The sequence below is a fragment of the uncultured Bacillus sp. genome (assembly GCF_958411575.1).
In the GTDB taxonomy this organism is placed as follows: Bacteria; Bacillota; Bacilli; order Bacillales; family Bacillaceae; genus Bacillus; species Bacillus spizizenii.
Window position 1 is genome coordinate 45,036 of the sequence record NZ_CATYRA010000001.1, and the last position, 19,185, is coordinate 64,220.

Annotated in this window: 20 protein-coding genes; 3 read left to right on the forward strand and 17 right to left on the reverse strand. The window is 47.5% G+C overall.

The features are described 5' to 3' along the window. Window positions 1–4 precede the first annotated feature (4 nt). From Q5C82_RS00220 to Q5C82_RS00290, 15 genes are all read right to left on the reverse strand, one after another. Complete coding sequence (locus Q5C82_RS00220) at window positions 5–970, reverse strand: polysaccharide pyruvyl transferase family protein (protein WP_003219904.1); 966 nt, start codon at window positions 968–970, stop codon at window positions 5–7. After that, window positions 949–2,115, reverse strand: coding sequence for a DegT/DnrJ/EryC1/StrS aminotransferase family protein (locus Q5C82_RS00225; RefSeq protein ID WP_003219902.1), 1,167 nt, complete (start codon window positions 2,113–2,115; stop codon window positions 949–951). Before Q5C82_RS00225 ends, Q5C82_RS00220 begins: the two co-directional genes overlap by 22 nt. A gap of 16 nt (window positions 2,116–2,131) precedes the next feature. After that, the gene (locus tag Q5C82_RS00230) at window positions 2,132–2,770 is read right to left on the reverse strand and encodes an acetyltransferase (RefSeq protein ID WP_003219900.1); all 639 of its coding nucleotides are present in this window, start codon (window positions 2,768–2,770) and stop codon (window positions 2,132–2,134) included. Continuing rightward, window positions 2,767–3,375 (reverse strand): sugar transferase, encoded by a 609-nt coding sequence (locus tag Q5C82_RS00235; RefSeq protein ID WP_003219897.1) that lies wholly within the window; start codon window positions 3,373–3,375, stop codon window positions 2,767–2,769. The genes Q5C82_RS00230 and Q5C82_RS00235 overlap by 4 nt, the downstream gene beginning before the upstream one ends. After that, entirely contained in the window at window positions 3,372–4,889 is a 1,518-nt protein-coding gene (locus tag Q5C82_RS00240) for an MATE family efflux transporter (protein WP_003219896.1), read from the reverse strand. Before Q5C82_RS00240 ends, Q5C82_RS00235 begins: the two co-directional genes overlap by 4 nt. After that, complete coding sequence (locus Q5C82_RS00245) at window positions 4,886–5,920, reverse strand: glycosyltransferase (RefSeq protein WP_003219894.1); 1,035 nt, start codon at window positions 5,918–5,920, stop codon at window positions 4,886–4,888. Before Q5C82_RS00245 ends, Q5C82_RS00240 begins: the two co-directional genes overlap by 4 nt. Beyond that, window positions 5,917–6,993, reverse strand: coding sequence for a polysaccharide pyruvyl transferase family protein (locus Q5C82_RS00250; protein ID WP_003219892.1), 1,077 nt, complete (start codon window positions 6,991–6,993; stop codon window positions 5,917–5,919). Before Q5C82_RS00250 ends, Q5C82_RS00245 begins: the two co-directional genes overlap by 4 nt. A 4-nt stretch (window positions 6,994–6,997) precedes the next feature. Then, complete coding sequence (locus Q5C82_RS00255) at window positions 6,998–8,032, reverse strand: glycosyltransferase family 2 protein (protein ID WP_003219890.1); 1,035 nt, start codon at window positions 8,030–8,032, stop codon at window positions 6,998–7,000. Between the two features lie 24 nt (window positions 8,033–8,056). Continuing rightward, a complete protein-coding gene (gene epsG, locus Q5C82_RS00260; protein ID WP_003219888.1) occupies window positions 8,057–9,160 on the reverse strand; it encodes a biofilm exopolysaccharide biosynthesis protein EpsG in 1,104 nt (367 codons plus the stop codon). Window positions 9,161–9,163: 3 nt separating this feature from the next. Further along, complete coding sequence (locus Q5C82_RS00265) at window positions 9,164–10,312, reverse strand: glycosyltransferase family 1 protein (protein WP_003219886.1); 1,149 nt, start codon at window positions 10,310–10,312, stop codon at window positions 9,164–9,166. Next, entirely contained in the window at window positions 10,305–11,141 is an 837-nt protein-coding gene (gene epsE, locus Q5C82_RS00270) for a glycosyltransferase EpsE (RefSeq protein ID WP_003219884.1), read from the reverse strand. The genes Q5C82_RS00265 and epsE overlap by 8 nt, the downstream gene beginning before the upstream one ends. Further along, entirely contained in the window at window positions 11,138–12,283 is a 1,146-nt protein-coding gene (locus Q5C82_RS00275) for a glycosyltransferase family 4 protein (RefSeq protein ID WP_003219882.1), read from the reverse strand. The genes epsE and Q5C82_RS00275 overlap by 4 nt, the downstream gene beginning before the upstream one ends. 11 nt (window positions 12,284–12,294) lie before the next feature. Next, a complete protein-coding gene (locus Q5C82_RS00280) occupies window positions 12,295–14,115 on the reverse strand; it encodes a nucleoside-diphosphate sugar epimerase/dehydratase (RefSeq protein WP_171016998.1) in 1,821 nt (606 codons plus the stop codon). Window positions 14,116–14,350: 235 nt separating this feature from the next. Then, on the reverse strand, window positions 14,351–15,034 hold the full coding sequence (gene epsB / locus Q5C82_RS00285; RefSeq protein WP_003219879.1) for a protein tyrosine kinase EpsB: 684 nt from the start codon (window positions 15,032–15,034) through the stop codon (window positions 14,351–14,353). A 5-nt stretch (window positions 15,035–15,039) separates the two neighbouring features. Continuing rightward, window positions 15,040–15,744: a YveK family protein gene (locus tag Q5C82_RS00290; protein WP_003219876.1), complete on the reverse strand. Its 705-nt coding sequence runs from the start codon at window positions 15,742–15,744 to the stop codon at window positions 15,040–15,042. Window positions 15,745–15,989: 245 nt separating this feature from the next. On the opposite strand from Q5C82_RS00290, the gene slrR reads away from it, so the two are divergent. From slrR to Q5C82_RS00305, 3 genes are all read left to right on the forward strand, one after another. Continuing rightward, complete coding sequence (gene slrR, locus Q5C82_RS00295) at window positions 15,990–16,448, forward strand: HTH-type transcriptional regulator SlrR (RefSeq protein ID WP_003219874.1); 459 nt, start codon at window positions 15,990–15,992, stop codon at window positions 16,446–16,448. Window positions 16,449–16,522: 74 nt separating this feature from the next. Then, entirely contained in the window at window positions 16,523–17,992 is a 1,470-nt protein-coding gene (locus Q5C82_RS00300) for a carboxylesterase/lipase family protein (RefSeq protein ID WP_003219872.1), read from the forward strand. Between the two features lie 2 nt (window positions 17,993–17,994). Next, complete coding sequence (locus tag Q5C82_RS00305) at window positions 17,995–18,186, forward strand: hypothetical protein (RefSeq protein WP_003219871.1); 192 nt, start codon at window positions 17,995–17,997, stop codon at window positions 18,184–18,186. A gap of 26 nt (window positions 18,187–18,212) precedes the next feature. Here Q5C82_RS00305 and padC read toward each other — a convergent pair whose 3' ends face one another. Together padC and Q5C82_RS00315 are read right to left on the reverse strand one after the other, a co-directional pair. Further along, window positions 18,213–18,698 (reverse strand): phenolic acid decarboxylase, encoded by a 486-nt coding sequence (gene padC / locus Q5C82_RS00310; protein ID WP_003219868.1) that lies wholly within the window; start codon window positions 18,696–18,698, stop codon window positions 18,213–18,215. A 21-nt stretch (window positions 18,699–18,719) separates the two neighbouring features. After that, window positions 18,720–19,175 (reverse strand): DUF3237 domain-containing protein, encoded by a 456-nt coding sequence (locus Q5C82_RS00315; RefSeq protein WP_003219867.1) that lies wholly within the window; start codon window positions 19,173–19,175, stop codon window positions 18,720–18,722. Between the last annotated feature and the right edge of the window lie 10 nt (window positions 19,176–19,185).

Below are 19,185 nucleotides of genomic sequence, written 5' to 3' on the forward strand. Positions count from 1 at the left end.
CTGCTCATATCTGAGCAGGAAGGTTTTCCTTCTTTGAGGCGTTCTGGATTCGGGTGCTTGGCACTCCTTCCATCCAGGTATGATAGTAATTGGCGTTTTTCCCGTAGGAATTATCAATGACCGTGTTTTCTTTTTGAAGAAGAGAGGACAGGATGTGGCCGTGCAGCCTTGACGTTTCTACCGATTCGTAACGGCTGAAAAACCGAATCGCTTTTTTGACGATATAATCCGAGTATTTTTCCCATATATACGCGATGGGCAAAGGATTGCCCGCTTTTTTATTCAGGACGTTCAGCGTTTGCAGAAAAGCGATCGTCCGGCGGTCTGAAGCTGACAGCACCGTGCGCCAATCGAAGCTTTCCGCTTTTGCATGTTCCTGAAGCTCCTTGTTTGCTTCATGATCTGTTCTGATAAATCTCAGCTTTTGGTTGAACGGCTGCTGCGTCGGAGTGACGGGAAACAGTTGATGGGCCATATCGGGCAGAAGCTTAATCTGATTGCTTGTAAAATAAGCCTGAGCCGTTGCGTAGGAGGCCTTTTCCCTTGTGATGATATGGAGATTCGCATGCTTTGAAAATATCTCCGCCGTCCGTTTGAGATTGTCTTCGTTTTGGAAATAAATCGATTGCGGCAGGATCACGATTTTGTGGTTCGGATAGGTTTGGACGATTTTCTCTCTAAAGCCTTGATAATACGGATACAAATCCCCGAAGTTGCCGCCTCCCTGGCAGACGATGATGAGATTCGGATCCAGCTTTCGCCCAAATGGAAAATTATCGGGATTCCAGCGTTTTCTGACCCGGATCCTATGTTCTTTAAAGAAGGCTTCTGTTCCCTTCATAATAAATAAATCCCCTACATTTCCGTATAGAGGATAGTCGGCATATATGATCTCGGATTGTTTTGGAATGACGTCGAGCAGCTCTGACAATTTCTGTTTCAGGCTAATCATCGAATGCTTGCTGTCCATTTCTTCACCTCGCCAGTTTGGAATAAGTGTGATAGCACATCAATGACCCGGTCTTGCTCTTCTTCCGTCAGATTTGACCCTGATGGGAGACAGATCCCTCGCTTGAAAAGATCTTCGCATATGCTTCCTGTATCTTCATGAGAATAAAATAAAGACGGCTCAAACAGCGGTTGGGTATGGAGCGGCTTCCAAAGCGGCCGTGCTTCAATGTTTTCTTCCGCAAGGCGTTGAACCGCGTCATATGGGCTCAGCCCGTTTTCAAGTGTGAGCGTGGTCAGCCAGCGATTGGATACACCTGCTGCATGCTCCGGCATAAAGCGGACACCTTTTATATGACCGAGCGCGTTTTTGTATCTTGTGAAAATGGCCCTTCTTTTCTCCACCCGCTCATCCAGCACCTCAAGCTGGGCAATGCCCACGCCGGCGAGAATATTGCTCAGTCTGTAATTGTGCCCGATTTCGCTGTGCTGATAATGAACAGCCGGTTCTCGTGCCTGCGAAGCGAGAAATCGCGCTTTTTCAATGGCAGCTTCATCGTCTGAAACGAGCATCCCGCCGCCTGATGTGGTGATGATTTTGTTTCCGTTAAATGAAAAAATGCCGAAGCGCCCGAATGTCCCGCTTTGCTTCCCTTTATAAACTGTGCCGAGAGATTCGGCTGCGTCCTCAATGACAGGAACTCCGTATGCATCACACAGGCTTACGATGTCATCCATTTTCGCGCTCTGTCCATATAGATTGACGGCAATAACCGCTTTGGGCAGAGTTCCGTTTCTTTTCGCATCCTCAAGCGCTCTTTCAAGGGCTCTCGGCGACATATTCCACGTCTCAGGCTCAGAATCAATAAAGACGGGCACCGCTTTTTCATACAAAATCGGGTTGGCGGTTGCCACAAATGTAAAGGACTGGCAAAACACGCTATCTCCTTCTTTTATCTCAAGCAAACGCAGTGCCAGATGAATAGCCGCCGTTCCTGAGCTGACCGCAGCCGCCCCTCTTACGCCGATGCGTTCAGCCAGTTGTTCTTCAAATGAATTCACGAGTGGCCCAAGTGGCGCAATCCAATTTGAGCGAAAGGCTTCTGAAATATAGTGCTGCTCTCTGCCACTCATGTGAGGGGGAGATAAGTAGATTCTTTTATGCATATAATCATCCTTTGTTTTATGTTTGAATGTAAGAAATAATGCGCGCCGGGGCACCGGCAGCCGTTACCCTGTCCGGTATGGAACGGATCACCGCGGAGCCGGCGCCAACAATGCTCCAAGACCCGATTGTGAGCTGCGGTATGACGGCCGCGCCGGTTCCGACGTGAGCACCTTCCTGAACGGCGACCGCTCCTGACAGTGTGACACGCGGAGAAAGGTGAACGTAATCGCTGATTTGATTGTCGTGCTCTGCCACCGCGCCCGTATTGATGATGCAGTGGGCGCCGATACGCGCATCCGCCTGAATGATTGCGCCCGCCATAATCACGGTCCCTTCCCCGATGACAGCCGACTTGCTGACGATGGCTGACGGGTGAATCAATGTAATGAAATCTTCTTTCTTCAGTCCCAGTCGCTCCGCCAGCTGTTTTCTGACACTGTTGTTTCCGATGGCGATTAGAAACAACACATCGGGAATGAGCCTGCGCAATTCAGCAACGGCTTCTGGCGGGCCTGTGTAGCACTCTTTTCCGGCTTCAAATGTTCGGAATTTATCATCAAGCACCGCGGCTAAGCGCGTGTCTGACCGAGCGTTTATCAGCTCTCTTATCACCTTTCCGTGCCCGCCGTCACCCACAATGGCCACTTTTCTCATGAGGACACATCTCCGCTTCCTGTAAACCGTTCCGCGGTCACGTGATTGGTTTGCTGAATCCCTTCTGAAACAAGTACTTTTCGCACAGTCAAACATAAAATTTTCATATCGAGAAAAAATGATCGGTTGTCAACGTACCAAACATCTAATTCAAATTTCTTTTCCCAGGAGATCGCGTTTCTGCCGTTGATTTGCGCCCATCCTGTGATACCCGGCTTCACCTCATGGCGCCGTGCCTGCTTTTCTGTATAAAGGGGCAGATAGTCCATCAAAAGCGGACGCGGGCCGACAAGGCTGAGATCGCCTTTTAAGACATTCAGCAGCTGCGGAAGCTCATCGATGCTCAGCTTTCTGATCAGCCTGCCCGTTTTCGTCAGCCGGACTTCATCAGGCAGCAGATTTCCTTCACTGTCCCGTTCATCCGTCATCGTTCGGAATTTATAAAGGGTGAACGGCTTGCCGTGCAGGCCCGGCCTTACTTGCTTAAAGAAGACAGGTGACCCTATTTTCAGCCTGACAACGGCTATAGTGAATAGAATGATGACACTCGTACAGCACAATAAAAAAATGGCGGCCGTCAGATCAAAAAGTCGTTTCAGGATCAAAGATTCACAGCTCCTTTCGTTTTTTGAAACCGTTTTAGTACCTGCTGTCTTTCCTCTTTCGTACAAACGAGCATAAAAGCGAAAACCGCGTAGCAGCAGCTGACTGTCATTCCCGCCGCTATCAGTGATGTCCAGCCGTCAATCTTCACAGCGAACCGGATTGCCTCACAGACCGCCCAGGCAAATACAGCCGCTGAAAGAGGCCCAATAATGCCTTTAAAGAACACGTGCTTTTTGTAGCCGGTAATACGGGATACGTAAAGCGGCGTAAAAATGGCATTTTTCAAAATAAGGGAAACCGCCCCGGCTAATGTAATGCCGTACAGACCGAGATGAGCCGGCCCGCTCAGCGTGACAGCCAGCACCACATTCACCGCGCCTAACAGCAGGGTAACGATCGCCGGTGTTTTTTGTTTATTAAAGGCGGTCCATATATAAAACAGCGGCATAAAGGCGAGGCTGACCACCAAGTATCCGGCATGAATATATAAAAGCGGTGCTATAGACGAAAAGGATGGCCCAAGCCAGATCGTCAGAAAAGGCTCCGCCAATCCGCCCAATAAGGCAGCAGGGAGCGCAAGCAGAAGACCGTTCAGCCTCACTGCCTTGTTGGCGTAATTCACCAATCCGTCCATATCGCCTTTTGAATAATACGAAGTAATAAGAGGCGCAAACAGGGATGCGACCGTTCCAGCCAAGCTGCGCAGCAGCAGCGGAAACTGGATAATCGCCGCGTAATTCCCGGCTGCAGACGCCCCCAGCACCAAATTGGCAGTTAATAGATCAATCTGCAAAAAAAGCAGGACGCCGATTTGATTGACGGAGCTCCATGCGCCCGCCTGAAACAGCTCCCTGCTTATGCGGAATGAAAGATCCTTGATCCGAAACGAAAACCATGGAATCAGTTTTTTGAAGAAATAGAAAGACAGCACAGACGCGATGACAGCGCCAGTTAAAGCGGCAAGCTGGATCTGCCAGATTTTCGGCGCAAAACATGCAAACAAGAGCAGCACAGACAGCACGCGTATAAGCATTTGCACTGCCTGAATTGAACTGGTGATGTAAAGGCGGTTGGCATAAAATGGTGCAGCGCCGAAACCCGCCATCAGAAACGTTAAAATGAACAGCAGACTGCCGATCAAAATTGACAGACGCACATCAGCCAAAAGCGCTGGCGGCACGTTCATGACGCGGTCAATAAAGAAAGCCGAACCCGCTAGAGGCAGCAAAAGAAGCAATGAAATCAGAACAGACGCCGCTAAATAATTGCTGATATACGCATTTGCTTTATCACGCTCTCCCCTGTGGGCGGCAACAGAAAAGAACCGCACGACAACCGAACTGAGCGCCACGGTGATAATCGAAAAGTAATTAATCACATTTTGTGTCAAATGAACAAAGCCGAACGCTTCCACACCAAGCGTTTTGACAATAAAAGGCGTCATCCAGACCGACAGGAAAACGGACAAAAGAAAAGCCGTGAGATTTGCGCTGAAGTTTATCGTGAATTTCATGCCTGCTTTGCACTGCCTTTCATCGTTCCCCGCTGCTCAAAAAACAGCTTGATGAGAAATATGAGCCGTAATTTGCACAGTCCTAATACCAAACGCTCGCCTCTTAATAATTTCTCATGCTGAACCGGTGTATGTCTGACAGCCTGCCGCACCATGTCATAGGATAAAATGTGTTTGATCTGCTTTTTAATGTCTTTCGGCGATTTTGGAGAAGCACAGGCGTTTGCGAGAAGCATCGGAAGCTGGTGCTTGCAAATGTACACATTCAAATCTTCTTTGCATGCACCTGCTAAACCGTAATGATTATAGAATGCGATTTTCGCCTGATATTGCTTTTGAATATGTTCATCCATTGCCGGCTTATAAGGAATTTCTGTCAGGCTGTTTGGATTTTCCCGATAGATGTACAAGCCTTCATCCAACATTTTCACCCGCTCCGCTTCGCAAAAAGCGGACAAATTGAAGGGAGAGTCTTCAGCAAAACGGATGTCTTCATCGAACATCAGATTGGCCCTTTCCAAAAGCTCACGGCGATAAACATAACGCCATACATACCAGATAAATCTCGTTTCGTGAGCATGTTTAAGCCGTTCAGCCATTTCCGGTTTTGTGAGTACGCGGTTTATGTCAAGCTGCGGCGGCACATACACCCGCCTGTCCGCTGACTGCTTATAAAAACCGCACCCAGCGATGTCGAGCCGATTTTGCTCTGCTTCTTCAATCAGCCTCTGGAACATGGCGGAAGATACATAATCGTCTCCGTCAACAAAGCCGATGTAAGTGCCCCGCGCGGCCTTTATTCCCGCATTTCGTGCTGAGCTCAGCCCGCCGTTTTCCTGATGAATGACCCGGATTCTCGTATCCCGTTTTGCATAGTCCTCTGCAATCTCGCCTGAACGATCCGGTGTTCCGTCATTCACGAGAATGATTTCAATATCAGAAAGCGTTTGACGAAGCAGAGAGTCAATGCACTCTTCTATAAATGGTTCAACGTTATACATCGGGACAATGATGCTGACGAGCGGGGTCATTGCGCTTCACCGCTGATTTTGTCCCGCAGTCCTTTAAAATACACGTCTCTCGGAAAGCCGGCAGGGGATGTCTCTTTTGTTAACAGCTCTTTTACTGCGGCTGTCACACGCTCCGGGTCTGGATGTTCAATCAGCTTCATGGATGGGATGTCTTTGATCCATTGATAGCCTTCCATCACCTTGTGGTCAAAGGAGCGGATGACAACACACGGCGTTCCTGTCAGCGCACAAAAAATCATGCCATGAAGCCTGTCAGTGACAACGGCTTCTGCGCTTTGCAGCTTAGACCACAGCGCTTCAAGCTCCTGCTCCCGGGAGTCGCGGCTGACCCGGCGCCCGATCGTTGTCGTAAAGGCTTTGATGTCGCCGAACTCTTCAAAAAGCGCGGCCTTTACCCGGTTTCTCTCATCCTCCTGAAGCACGCTTTCCTGATCCTCGCGCAAACACATATAAACCCCTTCGCGCTCTGCGGGGGTCTTGCTTCTATCTAAATACAGCACCATGTCCGGCTGCTTCAAAATCGTTTTTTCTTGAAAATGCTGTTTCATAAACTGATACGTTGTTTCATCCCGGGCCATCAGCAATAGGCCGGGGTGCGCGTTATAAATTTTCTGCGCCCGTTTCAGCTCTTTGCGCCCTTTTTTCGTGTCAGAAAAATGTGCCGTTGCCGGCAGCTGGACAACTCGATAGTCGTGAAAAGTTTTAATGATGAATCGGCGTGTCCACTCCTCATAACGGTATAAATCACCCATGTTTCCTCCGCCGATGATAAAGACCATATCCTCCGGATGGCGCGAACGGAGCAGTGCTTTTGCTGATTTGTAAATGTCCTTCATATCGACCTCGACGATGTCAAAATCGGGGTATTCCTGCTCAAGAAATGCCTTGCTGGCATAAGCAATCGCGTGATCTCCCAAATTGTCATGGGACGGCAGCAGGGTCAGTATGATTTTTTTCTGATGTGCTGCAGCCTTTACTGGCTGACCGCCCGCACCCAGCCAATATTGGGACGGGTATTTGACCTTAAGCAGCAGCCATTCTGCAAGATTGATTTTCAACGATTGTAACGACATGTCCTCACCCTCTGTTTCTCATTTTGTACTCGATCGCCCGCTGATACACGGCCGAGGCCATAGCGACGAACGGAATCATTCTGTATTTCGCCATCAGAAGCAGGCATGATCGTTTGGCGTCAAAAGGCGCAGTACCCGTTTTTGAGAGGCTCTCCCGAAACACTGGGTCCGCGCAAATCACGCCGACATTTCTAAGCTTTTCGAGCAGCCTGCGGCTGCCGTTTGTTTTCCATTCGTTCAGCATACAGATGCTGCTGTGAAGCACCATAAAAGTATCAAGCTCCTTTTGGTACTCCTCCAGTTTGTTGTTCTCCTGTAAAAACGCCGCATTTGCCTCATATAGCGCAAGCCCTGATTCAAACAGTTTTTTCTGATAGCTTTGCACAATGGAGGAAAGGTGAATTCGGTAATGATACAGTGGCGCTGTCACATAGGATACCGAGCGGGCGAAAAAATGAGCCCGGAAACTGAAAAACTGATCCTCCACATGCTCCAGCTCGCCGCGGAGCGGAAACGACAGCCGATGTGCTTCAACCATGCTTCTTCTATATAGTTTGTTCCATGAAAACCCTCTGACCTTTCCTTCAAATACCGCCTTGATATAGTGCTCCTTCGGCTGCTCCTGATAAGTTTCCGCAATGTCAGAGATCATGGTTTTTCCAGTGTCCTCAAACTCCGCGGCGTAATTGCAAATGACCAGATCCGTTTTATCGTCTGCTTCCTGGAGCATTCGCTCGCAATAATCAGGTTCGATCCAATCGTCTGAATCTATAAACGCGATAAACTCGCCGCGTGCCGCCTCGATGCCTTTATTCCGAACAGCGCCGAGACCCTGGTTCTCCTGATGAATCACCCTGAATCTGTGATCGTTTTTGGCGTATTCCTCCGCGATATCCGGGCTGGCATCTGCTGAACCGTCATTGACGATGATGATTTCAATGTTGTCCACAGTCTGGTTCCGCAGTGATTCGAGACACGTTCTGATATATGTTTCTGTGTTATATACAGCGACTAACAGACTAACTGCAGGTGTTTCCATAATGACCGGCTCCTCTTGCATAAATTACCGGGAAAAAATCGTTCTGTAAGGCAGAACGGACGAATCAACCGGCATAAGCAAATAACTATAAAGAAAATAACAAACAACGATAGCGATATAGATCAGGGCATTCGATTTTTCATCAAATATCCTGACGAAATAAGGGACTAAGATCATTTGATACAGGCCGAAATAAATATTGAATCTGGCAAAGATCACGTCCTTTGTGGCCAACAGCCCGAACAAAAAACCGAGCAGGCACAAATTGACGACGATATCAATTTGCGGCCACAGCTTCCGCAGACGCGCTCTGTAGCAAAAGGCGAGAAACAGCGGCAAAACCAAGACAGCGATTTTAATCACATTCATTCCATTTGTGTTTGTCATGAGCCATTTTTCATAATGGCTGTATGAGCTGTTTTCAAGCACAACAACAAACACAGAAACAAATTTTTGATATAAAAACGTCATGCCGAGAAATAAAGCAGATAAGCCAAATATCGCCGGTGACCAGGCTTTTCTCCTGACAATAAAGTACACTGGAATCATAATCAGCGCCGAGGAATGAAAGAGCGAGCTGATCAGCACGATTAGAAAATATCGCTTCCAGTTCCCGCTGATAATATAACGGATCGCCCAAAACAAGGCGGCTGCCACCATGTATTGCCTGATGCCGTTAAAAGACGCGTAATAATGAAAGGTGCCTATAAATAAAAAGACACTCAGCTCAAACGGCCTTCCGTAATCAGCGAGTGTCTTCATAACCAAACTGTAGGTCACTGCCGCAACCGTTATATACATGATTTGCGGATCTTCCGTGATGAAATTCATCAGCCAAAGGAGTGCGGTAAAGCCCGGGTCTGTCGCCGTTTTTGCTGTGCCGAAACCGAATATCTGCCACACATTTTGATAATCGCCCGCCAATTCGTACAGCAGTGTGTACGTTTGAAAATCCGTGCCGACTCTGTAACGAAGACCCGACACGAGCACAAGTGAAGCAAGCGGAATCCAAATCAAAAGCTTATTCGGCCGATACCCCGTGGCAAGTGAATCGTCACGGCCGCCGCACATTTTGGCAAACCAGGACCAAATATATACAATTCCCATATTGACGGCATATACAATCATCGTTTATTGTCCTTTTCCGCTAGTAATGTTGTATACATTCAGCAGCGCTCCTACGTTTTGCTGTGCATCGTAGCCAAGTTTTGCGAGTGTACCTTTGATGAGCTCCTGCTTCGGCCTGCCTGCGGCGGCCGCTCTTGCTATGGTTTCAGCCCAGATGCCGATCGGCTCAGAAAGACTCAATCTCGTCACAAGCCCAAGCCCGGCGTCGACTTTATCTGTAATGTTGTCTGAAATGATGCATGGAAGCCCCGACGCCTGCGCTTCCACAAGCACAACCGGCAAGCCTTCGTACAGAGACGGCATGACAAACACATCAAATGTGCGCATCAGCTCATGAATGCGTTCTTCAGTGCCTAAAAATAGGACTTCTGAAAGCAGATTCTGCCGCCGCGCCTCCTCTTCCATTTTCTCGCGCAGCGGCCCGTCTCCTGCGAGAACGAGCTGAAAGCGAACCCCTCGTTCTTTGAGATGTGCGGCAAGCTTCAGCAGAAACGCGTGGTTTTTCACTTCATGAAACCGGGCCACATGGCCAATGATGAGACGGTCAGCTGCAATGCCGCGTGCTGTTTTTTCTTCATCAGCCCTTTGCCCATTTGGAGCGAACAAATCAAGATCAATCCCGTTCGGAAGGAGATGAACACGCTCCCGCTCCATGTTGGACTGCCCGAATAAAAACCTGCCCGCATCCTCTCCGCAGGCACACAGTGCTGTCGCATTTGCCAAAATAAGCCGCCTAAACACCATCAGCTGCAGGCGATCCTTCCAATTGAAGCCGGTCTTCCACGACGTATTGTGGGAATGGCATACCCTGACCGGCACTCCAGCAAGCCTTGCCGCAAGGGCGATAAAGCCCGTTTGAAAATCTGTGTGTGCATGAATGGCGCTGAACGGCCCGTTTTCTTTTATCGTGTTTCTTACATTCCTCACAAATGTAAGGGGGTTGCTTTGCCCGATGCTCGGGACATAAAAAAGCCGCCCGCCTAAAGATAAAATCTCTTCATCGTAAGCGCACGGATCATTTCGATACGTTAAAAAATCAAATTGTACTTTGCTTCTGTCCATTTTCCGATATAAATTCATCACCATGGTTTCCGCGCCGCCCCTGTTCATGCCGCTGAGAACATGAAGCACGCGTTTTTGGCTGCTACTCATGCTTGACAAGCCCTTCCTTTTGGTTCATCACTCTTTTTTTGTGGTAGCGATTCATCACGGCTGGGGGCATAAACGCGCGGATTAACGGTTTTGCAATATATATGTAATCAGATAAAGGAAGCTTCAAGCGTCTGCATGCCTGATAGACAAGGATGGCATTGTCTACGGAATACGTAAATGACCTCCGCTTGAATGCATCGCTGTCTTCCCTTACTTTATACAAGGCTTCTTGAAGATTGTAGCCCCTGAAGCCCTCTTCAAAAAAGCGAAGCCACAAATCAATATCCTCCATCCGTCTCGTCCGCCTCACCGAACGGTAGCCTTTCAGCGTGCGGTAAGCGCTGGCTCTCATCATAATCGTTCCGTGGCAAAACGGGGTTCCTTTTGCCATGATGCCCGGCTCCGGAACAGAAGGCAGGATGCGTGTGCCTCTAACGCCACATTCATCAAATACAAGCATGCCGGTGCCAACCACCTGATAGTGGTGGTGCTTTTCTAAAAACGCGACCTGCTTTTCCAGACGGCGCGGGAATGAAAGATCGTCTCCATCCTGACGTGCGATATACTCGCCTGTCGCATGTGAAAGACAATGATTTAATGAAGCGGCAAGCCGCTTGTTTGTTTTGTTTTGAATCAGCTTGATGCGGTCGCTGTAATGAACGGCATACTGCTTCGCGATGCGGAGCGTGCCGTCTGTTGACGCATCATCGCACATAATCAGCTCCCAATTTTTATAGGACTGGCTGAGTATGGATTCAATGCTTTCCGCCAAAGTGCGTTCACAATTATAAATGCCCATTATGACAGAAACTTTCGGTCCTGAGTTCATACGCTTTTCTCCTTTGTATCCATATCCATATATGCTGAATAAATATCTGCCATTTCTTCCACCGTTCGCGACTCCGAAAAGCGCAAGGCTGTTTTTCGCCCTTCCTGCCCCAGCTTTTTGCAGAGTTCCGGCTTATGGTAAAGCTGTTCAATCCGGCAGGCAAAAGCGGCACTGTCACCGATTTTAATCAGAAAACCGTTTTCTCCGTCCCGGATGATTTCCCGATGCCCGCGGTTATCCGTGGCAATCGCCGGTTTTTCCGCTGCCATCCCCTCAAGCACATTCATTCCGAGGCCCTCTCTAATGCTTGATGCGACAGATACATCTGCAAGCTGAATCAGCTCATGAATGTCGCGGCAAAAGCCGTAAAAGCGAACATTGCCGGAAGCACCAAGCTTTTCAGCCAACATCCGATACGCTTGTTCCATCGCTCCTTCTCCTGCAAAAACAAGGCGGAGCGACGGAATGTTTTCTTTCAGCAATGCTGCGGCTTCAATTAACAGCTTCTGATTTTTGTTGAGATTAAGCTCAGCCGGATAAACCAATATAAAATCGTCTTCACGGAATCCGTGTTTTTCTCTGAGGTTTCGCTTCTCTTGCAAGCTGACAGGCCGAAACCGCTCTGTATTCACCCCGATGCCGTGAATTTTCTCGGTCATGCCGCCCGGCCTTTGAAGTCCTTTCGCCCGTATGTAATCCTCTTCATTGATCGTAATCAGGCAGTCTGTATAGGCCGAGAGCCATTTCTCAACCGGATAGTAAAGAAGCCAATTTTTTATTGGCGCTCCGCTGCAGAAGTGAAATCCGTGCGCGGTGTACAGCACCTTTGTTCCGTGCCGCCTCGCTTGCCTCGCCGCTAGTCTGGCAAGAACGCCGCCGACCGGCGTATGGCAATGGACAATGTCGTATTGATTGGTGTCGATCACTTCCTTCAGCTGTCTGTAAACGGCCAGATTCTGAGGATGGAAGGGTGACCTGCGAATCGGAATGGAGAATTTCTCATCCACATACGGCAGTTTGGTTTGTCCGCTCGCCGCGACATGAACCTCCCAGCCCATTCGTTTAAACCATTTAAAGTAAGGAAGATGAAAGGCCTTAAAATGATAATCAACAGTCGCACAAAACAAGATCTTTTTCGTCATCTTCACTCCCCCTAATGAACACTGGCAGCTGTCATTTTGTCTGATGTATTGATTGCCGCAAACAGTCTCGCTCTCAGGTCGGCTTCCGGCAGATCATGAAAATCCTCAATAAAGCGCATCAGCACTGGCCAATCGCCGTCCACTGCTTTGCCGATATGAATTTTCGGAAAGATTTGTTCAGCGTGCACTTCATTTTTATTCAGCAATTCCTCATACATTTTTTCGCCGGGACGAATGCCTGTGAATTCGATTGGAATCTGCTCAGTCGTGTAGCCGGACAAATGAATGAGATTTTTGGCAAGGTCCACAATCTTAACGGGCTCTCCCATATCGAGAACGAATATCTGGCGCCCTTTCGCCAGTGCCCCGGCCTGGATGACAAGTCTTGAGGCCTCGGGTATCGTCATAAAATAGCGGGTCATGGCCGGATGTGTTACCGTCACCGGGCCGCCTTTTTCAATCTGTTTTTTGAAAATCGGAATGACGCTGCCGCGGCTCCCAAGTACATTACCGAAGCGGACAGCGACAAATTTGGTTCTGCTGATTTTTCCAAGATTCATAATAATCATCTCGGCGAATCGTTTTGTCGCCCCCATTACATTGGCCGGGTTCACCGCTTTGTCTGATGAAATCAGCACGAACGTTTCTGTCCCCGACATATCGGCAGCTTCTGCGACATTTTTTGTTCCGATGATGTTGTTTTTGACAGCCTCCTCAGGATTATGTTCCATTAAAGGCACATGCTTATGGGCAGCTGCATGGTAGACAACGTGCGGCTCGTACTTTTTCATCAAGGTAAATATTTTATCGCGATCCTGTACATCCGCAATTTCCGTATGGAACACAATGTGTTTGCCGAATCGTCCGTTCAACTCTGTATAAATTGAATGAATGCTGTTTTCCCCATGGCCGAGCAGAATGATTTCCTTAGGCTGAAACGCGCTGATCTGCCGGCAGATTTCTGAGCCGATTGATCCGCCCGCTCCCGTAACGAGAACTGTTTTTCCTTTGATACGGTTCGAAATTTCGCTTGTGTCGAGGGTTACCGGCTTTCTGCCGAGCAAATCCTCAGCTTTTACATCTCTGATTTGTCCGGCAGTTCGTGTGCCGAGCAGCATTTCATCAAAATGAGGCATAATTTTAATGTTGACTCCAGTTCGCACACATTCTTTATATAACACCTGAAGCTCATGGGTGCGGAGTGAAGGAATGGCAATAATAATATAGTTAATTTTGAGTTTTTGCACCGCAGGCATGATACTTTCTTTTCCGCCGATCACGGGCAGCCCCATAATTTCTAATTTGTGCTTCGTTTGGTCGTCATCTATAAAAGCGACAGGTATGATGTCAGGGTCATCTTTTGAAAGCAGCTGCCTGACCATCAGAGTCCCGCCTGAACCCGCCCCGATAATCAGCGCGCGGGATGAGGCGCTGCGGTTTTTTCTGATGCTTTCTTTTAACACTCTGGATAAAACACGGGTTCCTCCGATAGACAAAAGCTGAAGCACCCAGCATGCGGTTAACAGACGGAAGAACATCGTATGATACACAGCATACTGAATGACGCCTGTCACAGCGGCTGAAAGCGTAATGCCCTTAAGCAGGACGATCAGCTCGCCGAGACCGGTGTATGTCCACACCTGTTTATACTGACGGAACAGGAAAGCACATACATGATAGCTGAGGAGCAAGCTGACAGCGGTAAGCAATAATGCTCCGGAGTCATAAAATTGATAGGAATCTTTTAAAAATTGATATCCTGCAAAAACTGAATTTAAAACGAGATAAGTATCCAGCGCAATAATCATTGACAGTCTTCTCCGGTAACTCAACCTTTTTCCCCCTAATTCTTTTATCGGTTTAGCTGCGGCGGTTTTCGTCCACCAAAACATCGGCAGCAGCTAAACCGACAATACATCCTATGTATATATCAGATAAGTGGGCATTTAACCCGTCCTCACGCCCCGCCACCGACGACCAGCATCTAAGGCAGCAACTTCAACTGCCCACAGCAGAGCCGAGTGCCTCCATTGATACAGGTCAGGAGACATCACCTTTACCATCTATTTAGTAGGAATAGTGTTCCGATTTTTTCAATTTCTTTTTGTTTAAAAGAGCGCCTAACAGCTTCGCATTGGATTGTTCCAGTGCATCCTTTGCTTTCAAGACGGTATCGGTTTTCGTTTTTCCGCTTAACACTACGAGCACGCTGCCATCTGTCTGATTTGCTAAAATCTGCGCATCCGCAACAGCCAATAGCGGAGGGGAATCAAAGATAACGAGGCTGAATTGTTCATAGATGTCAGATATTAAATCTCCCATCGCTTTTGAAGACAGCAGTTCAGCCGGATTTGGCGGGGTCGGTCCGCTTGTCAGCACATACAAGTTATCGATCGGCGTCTTTTGCACCGTCTCACTGAGTGAAGCATTCCCGACCAGCACATTTGTCAGCCCGGTTACATTCTCAACCTGAAACGTCTGATTGATGGTCGGCTTTCTTAAATCAGCATCCACCAGCAGCACTTTCTTTTCCTGCTGCTGCGCAAAGACAGCCGCAAGATTCGCTGCACTGAACGATTTACCTTCACCAGGCACAGAGGAGGTGACGAGGATAGACCGCAAGTTGGTCTGGACGGATGAAAACTCAATGTTTGTCCGAATGGTGCGATATTGTTCTGCAACAATTGATTTATTGTGTAAAACGGATATTTGAGCCAAACCTCGCCTTGCTTTCTTTTTTCTAAAGAACACTCGCTTCACTCCCCGAAATGTTTTATCCCGCGATTCCGCCCTTTTTGGACATCAGGAACGGAGCCTAAGCATGGCAATCCGGTTCTCTCGCTGAGCTGTCGTGCGCTTTTGCACGTATCATCGAGAAAATGCAGAAAAAATGCCAGTGTAATGCCGCCCATGACAGCAGCGCCAAAAGCCATAACCATATTTCGCAGCCTGGCCGGCTTGATCATTGGGCTTTCAGAAGCCTTCGCCTCTGATAAAATATGCACGCCTTGTACATTCATTCTTTCATCTACTTCTTTTTCAAACTTGTTTACTAATGTGTTCGCAATGTCAGCCGCTTTCGCCGGATCGTGATCCTGGACGGCAACGGTGATCATTTCTGATTCATTTTCACTGCTGGTAATTACTTTTCCTTTCAGCGAGGAAGCCGATTCAGAAAGATGCAATTCCGCCTTGACCTCTTCCATTAAGGCAGTGCTTTTCATAATCGATTGGAACGTGCTGCTGTACTGAAGATTTCGCTGGATGTCACTGAGATTCGAGTTTTCTTCACCGTCTGATTCATGAACCAGCACTTGCGTCGACGCTTGATAGGTCGGTGAAATGACCTTAAATTGGGCAAAGCCCGTAATAAGGGTGACGCCGATAGTGAGGAGCAGAATCAGCACGAATCTGTGTCTGACAATCGCATATAATTCTTTAAAACTCATATTCTCATTCATGTATTCATAGCCTTCAGCCTTCCCGCGGCTGGCTTCCCGCGCCCCTTTCTGTTAATGATTGGATTATAAAAGAAAACTTTATTATTTAAAAATTGCAAAATAAGCCAATAAGTTCTCTTTAGAGAACAAAATCATGATTTTCCTCTTATTTACTGCACTTCCCTTATTATTTTAAATTTTATAAAGAACGGATAATTCCTTATAATGAACAAAATAACGACAGGAATAGAGGAGAATTTTAAATCATGATTGGAAGAATTATCCGTTTGTACCGTAAAAGAAAAGGCTATTCTATTAATCAGCTGGCTGTGGAGTCAGGTGTATCTAAATCCTATTTAAGCAAGATTGAAAGAGGCGTTCATACAAATCCGTCCGTTCAATTTTTAAAGAAAATTTCCGCCACACTAGAAGTCGAATTAACAGAATTATTTGACGCAGAAACCATGATGTATGAAAAAATCAGCGGCGGTGAAGAAGAATGGCGCGTGCATCTTGTGCAAGCCGTCCAAGCCGGAATGGAAAAGGAAGAGTTGTTCACTTTTACGAACATACTGAAGAAAGAACAGCCTGAAACCGCTTCCTATCGCAACCGTAAACTGACAGAATCCAATATAGAAGAATGGAAAGCGCTGATGGCAGAAGCAAGAGAAATCGGTCTAACCGTTCAGGAAGTCAAATCCTTTTTCAAAACAATGGGAAGATGATTATCGGCTAAGGGCTGACGTTCGCATTCGCAGGGCAAATCTGTTTATAATGGGGGAAAAAGGGAGAGAACGCGATGACTCAGCAAACAGTAACAACTCAATACGGCAAAGTAAAAGGCACAACAGAAAATGGCGTACATAAATGGAAAGGCATCCCCTATGCCAGACCGCCTGTCGGGCCATTGCGTTTTAAAGCACCGGAACCTCCGGAAGCGTGGGAGAACGAACTGGACGCAACAGCGTACGGCCCTATTTGCCCGCAGCCGTCTGATTTGCTGTCACTTTCGTATAATGAGCTGCCCCGCCAGTCTGAGAATTGCTTGTATGTCAATGTATTTGCGCCTGATACTCCAAGTCAAAACCTGCCTGTCATGGTGTGGATTCACGGCGGCGCTTTTTATCTTGGAGCGGGCAGTGAGCCATTATTCGATGGGTCAAGACTTGCGGCGCAGGGAGAAGTCATTGTCGTTACACTGAATTATCGACTGGGGCCGTTTGGATTTTTACATTTGTCTTCGTTTGATGAGGCGTATTCCGATAACCTTGGTCTTTTGGACCAAGCCGCCGCACTGAAATGGGTGCGAGACAATATCTCAGCATTTGGCGGTGATCCGGATAACGTAACGGTATTTGGAGAATCCGCTGGCGGCATGAGCATTGCCGCGCTGCTCGCAATGCCTGCGGCAAAAGGCCTGTTCCAGAAAGCGATCATGGAAAGCGGCGCTTCTAGAACAATGACAACAGAAAAAGCGGCTAGCACTGCAGCAGCCTTTTTACAGGTCCTTGGGATTAACGAGAGCCAATTGGACAGACTGCACACTGTATCTGCGGAAGATTTGCTTAAAGCGGCCGATAAGCTTCGGAAAGCAGAAAATGAAAATCTCTTTCAGCTGTTATTCCAGCCCGCCCTTGATCCGAAAACGCTGCCTGCTGAACCAGAAAAAGCAATCGCAGGAGGTGCTGCTGCCGACATTCCGCTGTTAATCGGAACAAACCGCGATGAAGGATATTTATTTTTCACCCCGGACTCAGACGTTCATTCTCAAGAAACGTTTAATGCCGCGCTTGAGTATTTATTGGAACAGCCGCTGGCAAAGAAAGCCGCCGATCTGTATCCGCGTTCACTAGAAAGCCAAATTCATATGATGACTGATTTGTTATTTTGGCGCCCGGCCGTCGCCTATGCCTCCGCTCAGTCTCAATACGCGCCTGTATGGATGTACCGATTTGATTGGCACTCTGATAAGCCGCCATACAATAAGGCGTTTCACGCATTAGAGCTTCCTTTTGTTTTCGGAAATCTGGACGGGTTAGAACGAATGGCAAAAGCAGAGGTTACGGATGAGGTGAAACGGCTTTCTCATACCATACAATCAGCATGGATCACGTTTGCCAAAACAGGAAACCCAAGCACCGAAGATGTAAAATGGCCGGCGTATCATGAAGAAACAAGACAGACGCTGATTTTAGATTCAGAGATTACGATCGAAAACGATCCTGAATCTGAAAAAAGGCAGAAACTATTCCCTTCACAAGGAGAATAAACATGGGGAAAATAGGATACATTGGTGCTGTCATTGTTGTGGCAGCTTGTATCATTATTTTGTCGGCCGTGTTATGTTTACGGGACACAGCCTATTACCAGCCTATGCGCTGGACTGGCATCATACTGTTTTTCGCGGGAATTATGATGGTTCCCGCATACTCAGCAAAAAGAAAACCCGGGAAAGAGAAGTGATTCTCTTTTCCGGGTTTTTATGTTTATTATAATTTTCCCGCGCGTATATCGTCTGTCATTCCTTCATAAGGAGCTTTCGAAATTACTTCTTCGTTGTCGACTCCCTCATTTTTCAGAAAGGTAATCTCCGCAAATTCAGGTACAACGTATTTTGGATACGTTTCATATTTTTCGCGGGATTCTTTCATCAGATCAATGTGGTCATTTTGGTAGCAGACCGTAATTTCAGGATGTTCATGCACCCATTTCGGGAAGAAAATAATGCCGTGCATGCGTTTTTCATTCGGCATAAAGTTTAATGAAACATCTGTACCTGTCGGCTCTGTCCAGGACACTTTATATACGCCTTCTGTCAGTTTGACAATATTCACTTCCTGATCCCGAACCCAGCGTCCGGCAACCATTCCGCTATGAATTCTATAATCAATTGTATGGTCGTTTTTAATATAGATCTCGTATTCCCATCCATTTTCATAAGTATAAATCATGTGGCTTCCGATAAAGTTTTCCATCTTTCACACTCTCCTTAGTCTTTACTGTACTTGATAAATGTCTAGTCGAACGTAATCAAGGGTTCTTTCTGCGGAACCGATAAACAAGCGGTCATGCAGCCATTGATAAACTTCACTGCCTGTTTCAAATGTCGGCACCGTACGGAAATAAACATGCTCCGGATCAATGATTTCCCCGGCCGCAGCTTGTTTTCGAAACGGCTCGCTGACTTGCCGTATTCCATTGTTTTCAATGTAAATCAGTTCATGATCTGCTGTTTCGATCACATACCTGGCAGATAAGTCTGTTCTGCCGTCAGCGCGAATGATTTGTGAATCGGCACCGTCCGGCAAAATACGCCCCTTTATATCCCCGGTTATTGTTCCCGAACGAATCGGAATGAATCGTCTCATTCCCAGGCCTGTCTCACCAATGGTAATAGGCGGACCAACCTTGATTTCTAAAGAGGCGAATAGTTTTAAAACCGGCTTCTTCATGAGCACCACC

Bases quoted from the DNA above. Each gene is read 5' to 3' on its own strand.
- Q5C82_RS00275 (WP_003219882.1), bottom strand. From the start codon at position 12,283: ATGACGAAAAAGATCTTGTTTTGTGCGACTGTTGATTATCATTTTAAG.
- Q5C82_RS00245 (WP_003219894.1), bottom strand. From the start codon at position 5,920: ATGACCCCGCTCGTCAGCATCATTGTCCCGATGTATAACGTTGAACCA.
- Q5C82_RS00290 (WP_003219876.1), bottom strand. From the start codon at position 15,744: ATGAATGAGAATATGAGTTTTAAAGAATTATATGCGATTGTCAGACAC.
- Q5C82_RS00240 (WP_003219896.1), bottom strand. From the start codon at position 4,889: ATGAAATTCACGATAAACTTCAGCGCAAATCTCACGGCTTTTCTTTTG.
- Q5C82_RS00315 (WP_003219867.1), bottom strand. From the start codon at position 19,175: ATGAAGAAGCCGGTTTTAAAACTATTCGCCTCTTTAGAAATCAAGGTT.
- Q5C82_RS00265 (WP_003219886.1), bottom strand. From the start codon at position 10,312: ATGAGTAGCAGCCAAAAACGCGTGCTTCATGTTCTCAGCGGCATGAAC.
- Q5C82_RS00225 (WP_003219902.1), bottom strand. From the start codon at position 2,115: ATGCATAAAAGAATCTACTTATCTCCCCCTCACATGAGTGGCAGAGAG.
- Q5C82_RS00230 (WP_003219900.1), bottom strand. From the start codon at position 2,770: ATGAGAAAAGTGGCCATTGTGGGTGACGGCGGGCACGGAAAGGTGATA.
- Q5C82_RS00300 (WP_003219872.1), top strand. From the start codon at position 16,523: ATGACTCAGCAAACAGTAACAACTCAATACGGCAAAGTAAAAGGCACA.
- epsG (WP_003219888.1), bottom strand. From the start codon at position 9,160: ATGATTGTATATGCCGTCAATATGGGAATTGTATATATTTGGTCCTGG.
- Q5C82_RS00220 (WP_003219904.1), bottom strand. From the start codon at position 970: ATGGACAGCAAGCATTCGATGATTAGCCTGAAACAGAAATTGTCAGAG.
- padC (WP_003219868.1), bottom strand. From the start codon at position 18,698: ATGGAAAACTTTATCGGAAGCCACATGATTTATACTTATGAAAATGGA.
- Q5C82_RS00305 (WP_003219871.1), top strand. From the start codon at position 17,995: ATGGGGAAAATAGGATACATTGGTGCTGTCATTGTTGTGGCAGCTTGT.
- epsE (WP_003219884.1), bottom strand. From the start codon at position 11,141: ATGAACTCAGGACCGAAAGTTTCTGTCATAATGGGCATTTATAATTGT.
- Q5C82_RS00250 (WP_003219892.1), bottom strand. From the start codon at position 6,993: ATGTCGTTACAATCGTTGAAAATCAATCTTGCAGAATGGCTGCTGCTT.
- Q5C82_RS00255 (WP_003219890.1), bottom strand. From the start codon at position 8,032: ATGGAAACACCTGCAGTTAGTCTGTTAGTCGCTGTATATAACACAGAA.
- slrR (WP_003219874.1), top strand. From the start codon at position 15,990: ATGATTGGAAGAATTATCCGTTTGTACCGTAAAAGAAAAGGCTATTCT.